This window comes from Gordonia jinghuaiqii (genome assembly GCF_014041935.1).
GTDB classification, from domain to species: Bacteria; Actinomycetota; Actinomycetes; order Mycobacteriales; family Mycobacteriaceae; genus Gordonia; species Gordonia jinghuaiqii.
The window spans coordinates 752,032-766,488 of record NZ_CP059491.1; the positions used below are offsets into that span (position 1 = coordinate 752,032).

A 14,457-nucleotide genomic window follows, 5' to 3' on the forward strand; every position below is an offset into this window, starting at 1 on the left:
ACCCAGATTTACAGCTATCGAGGGTTGGACCTGCGACTTTGTTGTGTGGCACCCTTGCTTCAGGCACCACCGACTCACGCACGAGGGTTCGCAAATTTTCGGCCGAGACTGACGCCGAGGATCAGCTCCCGCCTTTCGGGCAACGAGGTCGGATGTCTGTCAGCACTCCAGGCCCCGGCGCACGCCGGGCCGGTCGCCCGATCCGACCCGGTCGGGACGAGCAGGACAACGAAAGCGAAGTAGCCAATGAGCAACGTCGGAAAGCCCCGTACCGCCGCGGAAATCCAGCAGGACTGGGACACCAACCCCCGTTGGAAGGGCATCACCCGCGACTACACCGCCGAGCAGGTCGCCCAGCTCCAGGGTTCGGTCGTCGAGGAGCACACCCTCGCCCGTCGTGGCGCCGAGATCCTCTGGGACGGCGTGACCAAGGGCGACGGCAGCTACATCAACGCGTTGGGCGCCCTCACCGGTAACCAGGCCGTGCAGCAGGTCCGCGCCGGCCTGAAGGCCGTGTACCTCTCGGGCTGGCAGGTCGCCGGTGACGCGAACCTGTCGGGTCACACCTACCCCGACCAGTCGCTCTACCCCGCCAACTCGGTCCCGAACGTCGTGCGTCGTATCAACAACGCGCTGCTGCGCGCCGACGAGATCGCCCGCGTCGAGGGTGACGACTCCGTCGACAACTGGGTCGTGCCGATCGTCGCCGACGGCGAAGCCGGCTTCGGTGGCGCCCTCAACGTCTACGAGCTGCAGAAGGCCATGATCGCCGCGGGTGCCGCAGGCACCCACTGGGAGGATCAGCTCGCCTCGGAGAAGAAGTGCGGCCACCTCGGTGGCAAGGTGCTCATCCCCACCCAGCAGCACATCCGCACGCTGAACTCGGCTCGCCTGGCCGCCGACGTCGCCGGTGTCCCCACCGTGGTCATCGCGCGCACCGACGCCGAGGCCGCCACCCTGATCACCTCGGATGTCGACGAGCGCGACAAGCAGTTCGTGACCGGTGAGCGCACCGCCGAGGGCTACTACCACGTGAAGAACGGCATCGAGCCGTGCATCGAGCGTGCGAAGTCCTACGCGCCCTACGCCGACATGATCTGGATGGAGACCGGTACCCCCGATCTCGAGCTCGCCCGCAAGTTCGCCGAGGCCGTCAAGTCCGAGTTCCCCGACCAGCTGCTGTCCTACAACTGCAGCCCGTCGTTCAACTGGAGCAAGCACCTCGACGACAGCACCATCGCCAAGTTCCAGAACGAGCTCGGCGCCATGGGCTTCACCTTCCAGTTCATCACGCTGGCCGGATTCCACTCGCTCAACTACGGCATGTTCGATCTGGCCTACGGTTACGCCCGCGAGCAGATGAGCGCCTTCGTCGACCTGCAGAACCGCGAGTTCAAGGCCGCCGAGGAGCGTGGCTTCACCGCCGTCAAGCACCAGCGTGAGGTCGGCGCCGGCTACTTCGACAGCATCGCCACCACCGTCGACCCGAACACCTCGACCGCAGCTCTGAAGGGCTCGACCGAGGAAGGCCAGTTCCACTAGGAACTCCTCGTCGCACCTTGTGTGAGGTGTGCTCGTGGCTGACAGACGACCCGGGGTGAGCAGGTTTCAGACCCGCTCACCCCGGGCTCGTTTTATCCGCGGCCGAATCATCTCAACACCTGGGTGGAGCACACCGGCTCGCCCGCAACGGATCTCGACTCGAGATCGTTTGATCTCCAACCTCGCGAACCGCTTCGGCCCTTCCGGGTGGTCACCACGGTCCGAGCAGTTCTCCAAGGAGTCGACATGACAGGCCAGAAGATCTCCCGTGTCGGCGTCGTCGGCGCCGGCCAGATGGGCGCCGGTATCGCGGAGGTGTGTGCACGCGCGGACGTGGACGTGCTGGTCTATGAATCGACCCGCGAACTCGCGGCCGAGGGACGCACGCGTGTCCTGCGCTCGCTCGACCGCGGGGTGTCCAGCGGCAAGCTGACCGAGCGGGAGCGCGAGCAGGCGTCGTGCCGTCTCCGCTTCACCTCGGATCTGGGCGACTTCGCCGACCGCGAACTCGTATGTGAGGCCGTCGTGGAGGACGAGGTCGTCAAGACCGAGATCTTCACCGCGCTCGACAAGGTCGTCACCGACCCTGGCGCGGTATTGGCGTCGAACACCTCCTCCATCCCGATCATGAAGCTGGGCATGGCAACTCAGAATGCCGCACGCGTGATCGGGATGCATTTCTTCAACCCGGTGCCGGTGCTCCCGCTGGTCGAACTCGTCACGACCCTGATGACCACACCGGAGATCACCGCGCGGGCGGAAGCCTTCGCCCACGACATCCTCGGCAAGCAGGTCGTCCGATCCGCCGACCGCTCGGGCTTTGTCGTGAACGCACTTCTGGTTCCGTACCTGCTCTCGTCGATCCGGATGGTGGAGAGTGGTTTCGCCACCGTCGAGGACATCGACAAGGCGATGGTCTTCGGATGCGCCCACCCGATGGGGCCGCTGAAACTGAGCGACCTCGTCGGCCTCGACACCGTCAAGGCGATCGCCGACAAGATGTACGAGGAGTTCAAGGAGCCGCTCTACTCGCCCCCGCCACTGCTGCTGCGCATGGTCGAGGCGGGCCGGTTGGGCAAGAAGGCCGGCCGCGGCTTCTACCGGTACGAGCAGAACGGCTCGGGCCGGTAGTTCGCGATCAGCGACCCTTGACGCCGCTCACCTGCGGCGATGTCTGGATTGCCGTTCGGAACCGGTCGATGGAAGTGACTTACGCCACCAGTGTTAGCAGAATGCTTGCATTTGCTAGCACGGCGTGGATACTTGAGGATGGAAACACCAATACCGATGGCGCCGCGGTTCCCCTTCTCTCGCGCGGTTGCGGACCCGAGCACCGATGGTCTGCGATACCGCACAATCAAGCGACAGGCGACGGAATCCCCCGACATGCGCCCGGCGATGATGCCGAGATGAGCGAGACCGCATGTGCTGCAGCGCGATTGGTGACCCAACCAAAAGGAGTCCACTGTGACCACCACCGAACGAAACTACGCCCCCCTCTACGCCGCGGTCGGCGCCGGTGACTACGCCTTCACCCAGGTCACCGAGAAGCTCACCGAGCTGCGCGAACGTACCGAGGCTGCTGCCGAGACCGCTCAGTCGCGTCTCGAGGCCCGCTACAGCGAGACCAAGACCCTGCTGAACGAGCTGCCCGAGACCGCCCAGTCGCGGATCGGCGAGGCCAAGACCCGTATCGAGTCGCTCTCCGAGGAGGTCCCCGGAGACCTCGAGGAGCTGCGCGGCAAGCTCACCGCCGACGAGCTCAAGCGTCTCGCCGACCCGTACGTGGAGAAGGCCTACGGCTTCTACACCTCGCTCGCCGAGCGCGGCGAGGCCACCCTGGACCGCCTGCGCACCAAGCCGGTCGTCCAGGAGAACCTGACCCGCGCCGAGAAGGTCTACAACGACGCGGTCGACCTCACCGAGGACGCCCTCGGCGTCGTGTCCACCCAGACCCGCCTCGTCGGTGATCGTGCCGCCAAGCTGGCCGGTCGCGTGAGCGAAGAGGTCGAGGACGTCGCGGTCGCGATCGAAGAGGCCGGCGGTGTCGTGAAGGAGCAGGCCAACGACGCGGCCAAGGAACTCGACGGCGCCGCAGGCACTGTCGAGGCCAAGGGTCGCGCTGCCAAGGCTTCGCCGGCCAACAAGGTCGCCGAGGCCAAGACCACCCCGGTGCCCCCGGTCAAGAAGACCACCGCCAAGAAGGCGCCGGCCAAGAAGGCTCCGGCCAAGAAGCCGACCACCGCGAAGTAGTCTCTCGCACAGTCGAACACAACGCCCCCGCATCACGCGGGGGCGTTGTTTCGTCTTCCTTCGCGCGGGATGGCTTCCTTCCCGCTTATTGGGTCCAATTAGCGGGAAGGAAGCGACCCGGCGGGAACGTGGCGGGGTCAAAAGGTGGCAGGGTCAAGCAGCCAGCTCCAGTTTCACCAGCCAGGGCCGCAGGAGTTCGACGAGCCCACCGCTCTCGAGTAGAGGCCAGGTCCAGCGCACGACGACCGCACCCAGCGCGCGGAGCTCGTCCTCGCGCAACTTCTCCTGGATCACCGCATCCGCGACGGTCTGTCCGGGCGCTCTGAGACGTCCGTACTTGACCATCCCGTCGAACTCGCCGATGAGCAACTCGTCCCAATCGAAATCCGCTCGATAACTACCTGTGCGGCAGTGGAAATGATGCTGGAGTCGTGGTGTCGGCAGGCCGGCTTCGATCATCTGTGCACGGCTCCACGATTCGCCGACGCTCTCCGACGCACCGTCGGCGAGCGCCAGTGCGCGTCGTGCGACCCGGATGCCCTTCCGGCGACGCGACGCCAGGATCCTGTCGATGACGGCCCGATCGGAGCCCGCTCGCAGGGCCTGATCCATCGCGGTGAGTGCCTGCGCGAAGTCTCCGGTGGTTGCCACATCGACGGCCGTCCGTTCGAGACTTGTCACGCTGATCCCGTCGACCTCGACGATCTCATCGTCGTCGACCGGCGCGGCGTGCACGTGCCGCTATGTCAGGACCGCCCCGCCGGAGTGCTTGCCGTTGGTGACGTGGACGCGATCGATCTCGGGGTTCAGCAAGGGGACGCCCAGCACGGTTGCCGCGGAGGCGTGACTCAACGGGAGAGCTCGTCCTGTCGAGTACTCAGAGGTCACGACGGCGATCGCCGTCAGCCGGTGGAGTTTCTGCGCTCCCTCGTGGCCGCCGAAGTCGGTGCAGTTCTCGACCGCGACTCCCGGCACAAGCCTGATGAGGTCGCCGTTCTTGACCGCGGCGGCGAGTTGATTGTCGGAGAACGCGGCCGCGAGGGCGACGCCGCGACGGATGAGACCGAACCGGTCCACGGGATAACTGGTCATCTCTGTTCGACGCAACGGAGGGCAGATCGGCTCCATGCGCCATTCGCTTTTCGTTCCCGCCGGGTCGCTTCCCTCCCGCTGATTGGCTCCAATAAGCGGGAGGGAAGCCACCCGGCGGGAAGGAGGTCAGCCCGCGGGGGTCTCGGGAGACCGGATGGTCAGGACCGCGAGGGCGCCGTCGTCACTGCGGTAGGTGTGGGGGACGTCGGAGATCCACTGCAGCGAGTGCCCGGGCCCGGCGGTCCGTTCCTCGCCGACGCGACCGGCGACGAGGTGACCACTCACGACGTGCACGTGTTCGACGACGCCGGGGCCGTGTGCGGGGGATTCGCGAACACCGCCGGGGGTGACCTGCAGCCAGAACACCTCGACGGTGCCGGCGTCGGGCACGTGCTCGACGTGGAGCAGTCGCGCGGCGAGGTATGGGCTTGCGCCTTCGGCCCCGGACTCCTGGCCGAGAAGTGCCGTCAGCGGAACCCCGAGCGGGCCGGCCACGGCGTAGAGGGTATCCAGGGTGGGATTACGTTGTCCGGCTTCGAGTTCGGACAACGATCCCTTGCCGATGCCGGCCTCGCGGGCCAGTGCGGACAGGCTCATGCCGCGGCGGGTCCGCAACGTCGCGATCCGGGTGCCGACGGTGCGTCGTCGGTCGTCGCCGTGCGTCATCGCCTCAACTCCGCCAGTGGTGTCCGCTGGACTACTTCGTTCTGTTTACGGAACGATACCGCTATGCTCGCCACATGACCAGCAGCCCGACCTCCGTGAGCGAGCCGATCATCGCCGGTGTCGTGACGTCGCTGGTGGGGTTCACCTCGTCGTTCGTCGTGGTGGTGGCCGGTCTGCGGGCGGTCGGGGCGACGCCGGTCCAGGCCGCGTCCGGTCTGCTCGCGCTGACGGTGATGTTCGCGCTCGGGACGATCCTGCTGTCACTGCGCACACGCCGACCCGTCACTCTGGCGTGGTCGACGCCGGGCGCCGCACTACTCGCGTCGACGGGCGCGTCGTACGACGCCGGCTGGTCGGCGGCGGTCGGCGCGTTTCTGGTCGTGGGCCTGCTCATCCTCGCCACCGGCCTGGTACCGGCGCTCGGTGAACTGATCGGACGCATACCGACGCCCATCGCCCAGGCGATGCTGGCCGGTGTGCTTCTCACTCTCTGCCTGGCACCGATGACTTCGCTGGCGGCACAACCCTGGTCGACGATCCCGATTCTCGCGGTATGGCTGATCGCGATGCGCTGGCTCACCCGGTGGGCGCTGCCGCTCGCGCTCGTGACGGCGTTCGTCGTGATCGGCGTCCACCTCGCGCTCGACGGCTACGACGGCTGGGCGGGGCAATCGTGGTGGCCGCAACTCGCTTGGACGACACCGACCTTCGACGCCGGAGCGCTTGTCGGTCTGGCGATCCCGCTGTACATCGTCACGATGGCGTCGCAGAACGTGCCGGGGGTGGCGGTGCTCAAGTCGTTCGGCTATGAAACGCCCTGGCGGCCTGCGATGTTCGTGACCGGCGCCGGGACCGTCATCGGTGCGCCGTTCGGCGGGCATGCGGTCAACCTCGCCGCACTGTCCGCCGCGCTCGCCGCGGGACCCGAAGCGGGGGCGGACAGGTCACGACGCTGGGTCGCGGGAGTGGCGACCGGGTCGACGAGCCTGCTACTCGCCGTGCTCTCCGGCGCGCTGGTCACCATCACGGCCATTGCGCCCGATGGGCTACTGGAAGCTGTTGCCGGCCTGGCCCTCCTGGCGACCTTCGTCGCCGCGCTGATGGGGGCCTTCGAGCAGATCGAGTTCCGTATCCCTGCTGCCCTCACGTTCGTGACCGCGGCCGCGGGGGTGACGTTCGGCGGTATCGGTGGTGCCTTCTGGGCGCTCGTCATCGGCCTGGTGTCGCACGAAATTCTGCGGCGGCGGGGGTGACCAGAGATCGCCGGCGGCGGTGCCGGGTGGCCGCCGTTGCCCGCGGTGTCCATGTGCTGACCCTCGACCGCGCGCACGGGTCGGTCCTTGCCTATCGGGTGTCTTTCTCGGGCACCAGCGTTGGCGCGGGGGCCGAGGCCGGCGGGAACAGCGGACCGCCGCCGAACGCGGCGCGATGCGAATCCGGAGGCGTGCCATCGTTGTTGACGACGCCGTAGGAGGCGCCGAGTTCGGCGGTGACCAGGGAGTGCCCGTTGAGGTCGGCGAGGGCGGGGTCGGTGGCGAGTCGAGAGATGACCCGGCCCACGAACTCCGGGTCCTCCGCTCGTGCCAGCGAGAATCCCGCGAACTCGTCGATCCCGAGGGACATCAGGAGTTCGGTGCGAATCAGGCCGAGCCACAACGAGACCGCGTTGACGCCGGTGCCCTGCAATTCGACGGCCATGTCGGCGGCCATCTTGTCCAGTGCGGTCTTGCTCATCCCGTACAACACCGAGTGCAGGTGGCCGCGCGAACCGAAGGACGAGATGTTCGCGATGAGTCCGCGTCCTGTCGTCGTCATGAGACGCGCCGCGAACACCGAGGACACATAATGTGCGCGCAGCCCGACGCCGATCAGGGTGTCCCAGTCGTCGACGGGACGTTTCCAGAACGGATCCGAGAAGCCGCCGAAACCGCGCGGCGCGGCCCAGGCGTTGTTGACGAGAAGGTCGAGTTGGCCGCTTCTGGTGGAGATCTCGCTGAAGATTCCGGCGACGGCGTCGTCGTCGGTGTGGTCACACGGCAAGGCGATGGCGCAGTCGGGCCCGGTGCCCTTCCGTGAGGTGACGTAGGTGGTCCATCCGTCGTCGACGAGCGCCCGGGCGATCCCGAACCCGACGCCACGACTGCCGCCGGTGACCAGCGCGACGCGAGTCATGATGCGTTCGGCGGTGCGGGTTCGGAGGCCGGGTGATCCGGTGCCGGGAAATCCGCCGCGGGGAATTCCGGCGCCCGTACGTCCGCCGGCGAACCGTCTTCCGGCGGGTCGAAAAGAGCTGGCGGAGAAGCGAGGAACGCCTCTCGAGAACCGTTGACCTTCCACACTCCGACCACTGCGCTCCACACCATCATCGTCAGATAGTCGACGACCTGGTCGGCGTCGAGTGTCCTGTTGGTCATCCACCAGTCGACGACATGCTGTATCCCGCCGACGAGGGCGTGCGACCAGAGTTCGGCGCCGGTGGTGTCGGCGCCCCGCTCGTCCATCCGCATCGTGATGCTGCTCATCACCAGCTGCGAGACCAGGCGGACCGAATCCGCCGGTGCCGGCGACGATGTGGGCGAACTGGCAAGTGCGAATCGATAGATGTTCGGCTCGTCGTCGACGGCGTGGACGTACACCCCGATGATGGTGTGCGTCAGGGTGTACTCGTCGACGTCGTCGGAGATCGCGTCGGTCAGTCGCGGCCAGATCGTGGTCTCGAAGAACCGCACCGTGGTGGCGACGCCGAGATCGCTCTTGTCGGTGAAGTAGCGGTAGAGGACCGTCTTGGAGACCCCGATGTGGGCGGCGATCTCGTCCATTCCGACGTCGGCGCCGAGCTCGCGGACCGCGGCGATCACTCCGTCGGTCAACTCGGTGCGCCGGGCGAGCTTGTGTTTCTCCCAACGCTGCTTGCGTCCGTCGGGCTTGGCTCCGGTCTCGGCGACTGATTCGGTGACCGTGGTCAGCACCTGTTCGAGGCCACGCGTCACGTTGGCCGCGGCCGCCATTGCTGCGCGCGCGGCGGCTGCGGGATTCGGGCGGTTGGCCATCACGCCGCCAGCGTAGTCGCTCGATGGGTGACACTGGTTCCATGGCATCGACAGTCTTCTCACAAGTCGCCGGTCAGCGCGACGACCGCCCGGCGAAGCGTTCTTCGCCCGGTTTCGGCGCGGACAGCGCCGGGGACGCGGGCCGGCGCAAAGACCTCCGCAAGATGAAGGTGGTCGCGACGGGGTTCCTGGTCTTCGCGGCGATCGTCTATCTGTTCACCCGTTACCTCGAGCACCGCGACGGCACCGACGTCGCCGGCTGGGTCGGGTATGTGCGGGCGGCATCGGAGGCGGGCATGGTCGGCGCGCTCGCCGACTGGTTCGCGGTGACCGCCCTGTTCCGGCACCCGCTCGGTATCCCGATCCCGCACACCGCGCTGATCCGCAAGAAGAAGGACGACATCGGCGACCAGCTCGGCGGTTTCATCGAAGAGAACTTCATGACTCCCGAGGTGGTGGTCTTCCGTGCCGAACAGCTCGATCTGCCGCGGCGACTGTCGACGTGGGTGGCCGATCCGCGCAATGCCCCGAGGGTGTCCGGTGAGGCGGCGCGTGCGATCCAGCTCGCATCGGAGATGCTGCGCGACGAGGACGTCGAACAACTGATCCAGGCCGCGTTGAAGTGGGCGGCCGAACCGCAGTGGGCGCCGCCGACCGGCCGCATCCTCGAACAGCTGATCGCCGAGGATCGTCTGGAGCCGGTCTTCCAGATGCTGTGCGACCGCGCCCACGAATGGGCGGTCGGCAGCCAGGACCTCGTCGAGAGGGTTCTCGATCGTGACGGACCGCAGTGGACACCGAAGTTCGTCAACAATCTGGTGGGCGACAAGATCTATCGCGAACTCGTCGAGTTCACCTACAAGGTGCGCGCCGATCCCGACCACGAATTGCGCCGTGCCATGCACGAATTCGTCGAGAAGTTCGCCAACGACCTACAGAACGATCCCGAGATGATCGCCAAGTTCGAGGCCATCAAACTCGAGCTGGTGGGGCGCGACGAGGTGACCGGCGCGGCGTCGACCGCCTGGAAGACCGGCAAGGCCGTCATCGAGCAGATGCTCTCCGACCCGAACAGCACGCTGCGCAACACGCTGTCGGACTCGATCATCCAGTTGGCCGAGCGGATCCGCGACGATCGGCCGCTCCAGGAGAAGATGAACGGCTGGGTGGCGCGCGTCGCGCATCACGTCGCCGTGAACTACAGCCAGGAGATCATCTCCGTCATCACCGAGACCGTGCGCGGCTGGGATGCCGACGACACCAGCCGCAAGATCGAGCTCCAGGTGGGTCGAGATCTTCAGTTCATCCGGATCAACGGCACCGTCGTCGGCGCGCTCGCCGGCCTGGTCATCTACTCGACGTCGGTGCTGATCTTCTCCTGACATCGATTCGACCGACCTCAGCCACGGCATTAGCTGTGTGCTTGCACGTGTTAGCAGTGGCGCCGATACTGGGGACGGGTCGAGAATCGGACAACGCCGGACACCCGATTGCGGTACTCCGCGCGGACACCGGATGAAGGGAACGTTGATGCAGCCCGATAACGACGAGGTGCCCCACGACGGTGACGCCTCGGCCGGTGAACCCGACCCCGCCGCGTCGGAAGCGGTCGAGTCCAAAGACGACTCGGAGTCCTCAGAGGACTCGGAGGGCGGCGCGGAGGGTACGACTGCGATCGCGGTGGAGGCCGTCGAAGCGGTGGCGAATGCGGCGCAGGACATCGGTGCCTTCATCCGGTCGCAGCGGGTGGCGGGCAAGGTGTCGTTGCGTCAGCTCGCCGAACGGGCGGGTGTCAGTAATCCTTATCTGAGCCAGATCGAACGTGGACTACGAAAGCCGTCCGCGGATGTTCTCGCGCAGATCGCCAAGGGCCTGCGCGTGTCCGCGGAAGTTCTGTACGTGCGAGCGGGGATTCTCGAAGAACGGCCCGCGAGCCCGGTTCGTGATGCTCTTATCGCAGATGACTCCATCAACGAGCGTCAGAAGCAGATGTTGCTGGAGATCTATGAGTCATTTCGCAAAGAGAACACGATCGAGTCGACCGGCAAGGAGTAGCTGATGAGCGAGAACCCGTTGACGACAGCCGTGGGTCAGGTGGCCGCCTTGCTGGCCGAGGCGCGTGAGCGTGGTGAGGCAGCGAGCGAGCAGGCCCAGTCGAGGCTTGCCGAGACTGTTGGGTCGACGCAGTCGAGGCTTGCCGAGACTGTTGGGTCGACACAGGCGAAGCTTGCCGGTTCTCGTGACGATGCGCAGGCCCGGATCGATGAGGCGCTGGTGACTGCGTCGGCGGTCTTCGAGGATGCGAAGACCCGGTTGTCGGCTCTGCCGGTCGAATTGCCCGCGGAGATCGAGGAACTCAGGGCCCGGTTCTCGCCGGAGGAGTTGCGGAGGGTTGCCGAGGCGTATCTCGCGGTTGCCGCCGGTTTGCTGACCGCGTTGTCTCAGCGGCGCGATGAGGCTGTGGAGAAGATCAAGGCGCAGCCGCTGGTCGGGCATAGCTTGCCGAAGCTCGAGAAGGTGTACAGCGATGCGGTGGGGCTCACCGAGGATGCGTTGGGAACGATCTCCGAGCAGACGCGCGCCGTCGGGGAACGGGCGTTGAAGCTGGCGAACCTCACCGACGGTGGCGACGAGGGGCCGACGAACACCTCCGAACCCGAGGCTGCGGGAAGTGTTGTCCCCGAGTCGCTGTCGCCGAAGGCGGCGGCGATGGTCGCGGAGGCCAGGGCGGTGGTGGACAGGGCGCAGGCGGACAAGCCTTCTCGATCGCCGGTCACCGGCGGGCGGGCCGACGCCGGCAAGGCTGCCGCCAAAAAGGCTGCCGCGAAGAAGCCTGCCGCCAAGAAGGCTGCCGCAAAGAAGGCTCCGGCGAAGAAGGCTGCCGCGACCAAGCCGACGGCGGCCGAGCCTGCCGCGAAGAAAGCTCCGGCAAAGAAGGCTGCCGCGAAGAGAGCTCCGGCAAAGAAGGCTGCCGCGAAGAAAGCTCCGGCGAAGAAGGCTGCCACGAAGAAAGCTCCGGCGAAGAAGGCTGCCGCGAAGAAAGCTCCGGCGAAGAAGGCTGCCGCGAAGAAAGCTCCGGCAAAGAAGGCTGCCGCGAAGAAAGCCCCGGCAAAGAAAGCTCCAGCGACCAAGACCGCCGCGAAGAAGACTGCGGCGAAAAAGGTTAACCCTGCCGAGGCCCCCGCCAAGAAGGCAACAGCCAAGAAGGCGCCTGTCAAGAAGACAGCAGCCAAGAAGGCAACAGCCGGCAACTCGACCGCCAGGAAAACCGCCGCCGAGAAGGCCCCGGCCAAGCAGTCGCCGGCAAAGAAGGCAGCGGCCAAGAAAGCGGCTCCCGACGCCGGCTGATCTGCCGTCGAACACCTGCAAGCGGTGCGCGCGTCGTAGGGTGCTGCGGTAAGCGGGGCACACGCGACTACAGTGTTCGGCGTGGGATTCTTCGATGTGATGGCAGCGGGCCAGAATCTGATCTTGTGGGCGCTGACGGTGGTCGCCGGCGTCGCGGCGGTGGTCGCACTGATCCATGCGGCCATACAGCGTCCGGACGCGTTCACCGCGGTCGACCGGCAGTCCAAGGTGATCTGGGTGGCGATCCTGGCCGCGGCGTCGCTGTTCATCTGGTTCTTCCAGGCGCCGTCGTTGCTGTACATCGTCGGCGTGGTCGCGATGCTCGTGTACCTCGTCGACGTGCGCAAGCGGGTCGACGACATCCAGGGCAAATCCTGGTTCAGCAAAAGGGCCTGACGGGTCGTGGCGGAGTATCGGATCAATGAGCTCGCGGACGCGTCGGGAGTCAGCGTTCGCAACATCCGGGTCTATCAGGACCGCGGACTGCTTCCGCCGCCCACCATCCGAGGACGGGCGGGCTGGTACTCCGATCAGCACCTCGTCCGGCTGAACCTGATCTCCCGCATGCTCGAACGCGGGTACACCTTCGCCACCATCAGTGAGCTCCTGCACGCCGCTCACCACGGCATGCGCGTCGAACAGGTCCTGCGCGGGACGCCGAAGGGCGGCCGATTCCGCAACTTCAAACGAGCCGCGACGATCACCATCACCGAGCTGCGCAAGACGCTCAACGCCAGTGACCGGTCGATCGCACTGAGCCAGAAGCTCGGGTTGCTGGCCAAGGACGGCGCGCACTACGCGATCCGCAACCCCGAGTTGCTCGAAGGTGCCGAGATCCTGGTCAAGAGCGGCGTCGACATCGACGTCCTGCTCGACCGGTGGGTGCGTGTCCAGGAAGATCTCGAGGACGTCGCCACCAGCTTCGTGTCGATCATCACCGACAAGTACTTCGACGAGAACCTGCCCGACCTGGGTGAGGCCGGCGTGAGTGCGATGGCCGACCTCATCCAGACCGTCCGCCCGATCGCGCACGAGATCGTCGAGACGACCTTCCGCAGGGCACTCGACGAGCAGATCTCCAAGGCGATCGGCCAGGCCGCCACCTATTTCGACGCCGAGATTCCCGCACACGTGGTGTCCGATCCCACCGCAACCGACACCGACGGACCCTCCGATGACGGCCCTGCCGACGATGGCCCTGCCGACGATGGCCCTGCCGACGACGGACATGCCGATGCGCCGACCATCGGGGACCTCGGCAACCGATGACCAGGCACAGCCGGGTTATGCGACAACGGATATTGGTACATTGAACACCGAGACGGGGCACTGAGTTCGATCTCGGTGCGCTCGACGGGTCCCCGCAGCGGGCGGCCCATCCGAGGTGAGGAGTTCCGGTGAACAGGAAGTCGTTGGCAAGCGTGGGCGGGATCGCCGCTGCGGTCGGAGCCGGAGCGGTCGGAGTGGGCGTAGGGACCATCCTTGCGGGGATCGGCCGCGCGGCGCTGCGCGCCGAGCTCGCCGTGGACGACGGCCCCGACGAACTGTTGACGAAGCCCGATGCCGAGCCCGAGCGGCTCGACGTCCGCACTCCCGACGGCACCAGGCTCAATGTCGAGGTGTACGGGGACGCCGACGATGAGGGCGACCTCATCGTCATGGTGCACGGCTGGACCTGCAACACCGCGTACTGGTACCCGCAGATCAACCACCTCGCCGCCTCCGAGGGTGGCTCCCGTCGTGTGATCGCCTACGACCAGCGCGGCCACGGCCTCAGCGAACGTGGACGACGCCGCCCGACGATCGCGATGCTCGGCGAGGATCTCGACGCGGTCCTGGAGGCCACCGTGCCTGCCGGGCGACGCGCGATCCTGGTGGGGCACAGCATGGGCGGCATGACGATCATGTCGTGGGCGGCGCAGAATCCCGAGAAGGTCGGCTCGCTTGTGTCGGCGGTGGTCCTGGTGTCGACCGCGGCCAAGGCGGTCATGGACAATCACACCCTCATCCCGGTCGATCTGCCGGTGTACGCCAAACCGTTCGCCCCCGCGGTCTCGAAGGTCATCACCTCGGTACCGGTGCCGATCCCGAAAACGCCCTACGGCGTGCGGTTTTCGCATTACATCGCGCTCGGTCCGAACGCGCGCAAGGCGCACGTCGACTTCGTCGACGACATGATCGGCGCCTGCCCGCCGCGTTCGCGTGCAGGTTGGGGGTCGGCAATGGGCAAACTCGATGTCACCGCAGGCCTCGAGGCGCTGACGGTGCCGACCACCGTGGTCGTCGGCACAGAGGACCGTCTGACTCCGCGCGTCCATGCCGAGCAGATCGCTGATGTGCTGCGACGCAACGGGAATCTGCGCGACCTCGTCGTCTACGAGGGTGTCGGCCACATGTCGAGCATCGAGGCGGCGGAATCCTTCAATGCGCTCCTCGACGAGGTCGTGGCCGAGAGCTCGCGGGAGACGCAGTCGATCGGCTGAGGCGGGTGTCGAACCGTCGGCTC

The 14,457-nt window shown here is 66.6% G+C and carries 12 protein-coding genes and 2 pseudogenes; 10 read left to right on the forward strand and 4 right to left on the reverse strand.

Annotated features, from left to right (window positions below):
- The first annotated feature begins 246 nt into the window (after nt 1–246).
- The 3 genes from aceA (at nt 247) to H1R19_RS03295 (ending at nt 3,795) form a co-directional block, all read left to right on the forward strand.
- Nucleotides 247–1,542, forward strand: a complete 1,296-nt coding sequence (gene aceA / locus H1R19_RS03285) for an isocitrate lyase (RefSeq protein WP_188329404.1) — start codon at nt 247–249, stop codon at nt 1,540–1,542.
- 246 nt (nt 1,543–1,788) lie between these two features.
- Nucleotides 1,789–2,673 carry a 3-hydroxybutyryl-CoA dehydrogenase gene (locus H1R19_RS03290; protein ID WP_188329405.1) on the forward strand — a complete coding sequence of 295 codons (885 nt, stop codon included), beginning with the start codon at nt 1,789–1,791 and terminating at the stop codon, nt 2,671–2,673.
- A gap of 336 nt (nt 2,674–3,009) precedes the next feature.
- Nucleotides 3,010–3,795, forward strand: a complete 786-nt coding sequence (locus H1R19_RS03295; protein ID WP_188329406.1) for a heparin-binding hemagglutinin — start codon at nt 3,010–3,012, stop codon at nt 3,793–3,795.
- Nucleotides 3,796–3,948: 153 nt separating this feature from the next.
- Here the strand turns inward: H1R19_RS03295 and H1R19_RS03300 are convergent.
- Together H1R19_RS03300 and H1R19_RS03305 are read right to left on the reverse strand one after the other, a co-directional pair.
- Nucleotides 3,949–4,887, reverse strand: a pseudogene (locus tag H1R19_RS03300) (hypothetical protein).
- Nucleotides 4,888–5,013: 126 nt separating this feature from the next.
- Entirely contained in the window at nt 5,014–5,553 is a 540-nt protein-coding gene (locus H1R19_RS03305; protein ID WP_219850565.1) for a helix-turn-helix domain-containing protein, read from the reverse strand.
- Between the two features lie 74 nt (nt 5,554–5,627).
- Between H1R19_RS03305 and H1R19_RS03310 the strand changes: the two genes are divergently transcribed.
- Nucleotides 5,628–6,806 (forward strand): benzoate/H(+) symporter BenE family transporter, encoded by a 1,179-nt coding sequence (locus H1R19_RS03310; protein WP_219850566.1) that lies wholly within the window; start codon nt 5,628–5,630, stop codon nt 6,804–6,806.
- Between the two features lie 91 nt (nt 6,807–6,897).
- Here H1R19_RS03310 and H1R19_RS03315 read toward each other — a convergent pair whose 3' ends face one another.
- A complete protein-coding gene (locus H1R19_RS03315; protein ID WP_219850567.1) occupies nt 6,898–7,725 on the reverse strand; it encodes an SDR family NAD(P)-dependent oxidoreductase in 828 nt (275 codons plus the stop codon).
- Complete coding sequence (locus H1R19_RS03320; RefSeq protein WP_188329438.1) at nt 7,722–8,603, reverse strand: TetR/AcrR family transcriptional regulator; 882 nt, start codon at nt 8,601–8,603, stop codon at nt 7,722–7,724. Before H1R19_RS03320 ends, H1R19_RS03315 begins: the two co-directional genes overlap by 4 nt.
- A 41-nt stretch (nt 8,604–8,644) precedes the next feature.
- Here H1R19_RS03320 and H1R19_RS03325 point away from each other — a divergent pair, with 41 nt between their 5' ends.
- The 6 genes and pseudogenes from H1R19_RS03325 (at nt 8,645) to H1R19_RS03350 (ending at nt 14,434) form a co-directional block, all read left to right on the forward strand.
- Nucleotides 8,645–9,985 (forward strand): DUF445 domain-containing protein, encoded by a 1,341-nt coding sequence (locus tag H1R19_RS03325; RefSeq protein WP_188329411.1) that lies wholly within the window; start codon nt 8,645–8,647, stop codon nt 9,983–9,985.
- A 148-nt stretch (nt 9,986–10,133) separates the two neighbouring features.
- The gene (locus H1R19_RS03330) at nt 10,134–10,658 is read left to right on the forward strand and encodes a helix-turn-helix domain-containing protein (RefSeq protein WP_244970854.1); all 525 of its coding nucleotides are present in this window, start codon (nt 10,134–10,136) and stop codon (nt 10,656–10,658) included.
- A gap of 3 nt (nt 10,659–10,661) precedes the next feature.
- The gene (locus tag H1R19_RS23340) at nt 10,662–11,951 is read left to right on the forward strand and encodes a histone H1-like repetitive region-containing protein (RefSeq protein ID WP_219850568.1); all 1,290 of its coding nucleotides are present in this window, start codon (nt 10,662–10,664) and stop codon (nt 11,949–11,951) included.
- Between the two features lie 72 nt (nt 11,952–12,023).
- Entirely contained in the window at nt 12,024–12,347 is a 324-nt protein-coding gene (locus tag H1R19_RS03340) for a DUF2516 family protein (RefSeq protein WP_188329413.1), read from the forward strand.
- Nucleotides 12,348–12,353: 6 nt separating this feature from the next.
- Nucleotides 12,354–13,284: pseudogene (locus tag H1R19_RS03345) on the forward strand (MerR family transcriptional regulator).
- A 64-nt stretch (nt 13,285–13,348) separates the two neighbouring features.
- A complete protein-coding gene (locus tag H1R19_RS03350) occupies nt 13,349–14,434 on the forward strand; it encodes an alpha/beta fold hydrolase (RefSeq protein WP_188329414.1) in 1,086 nt (361 codons plus the stop codon).
- Nucleotides 14,435–14,457: the final 23 nt, after the last annotated feature.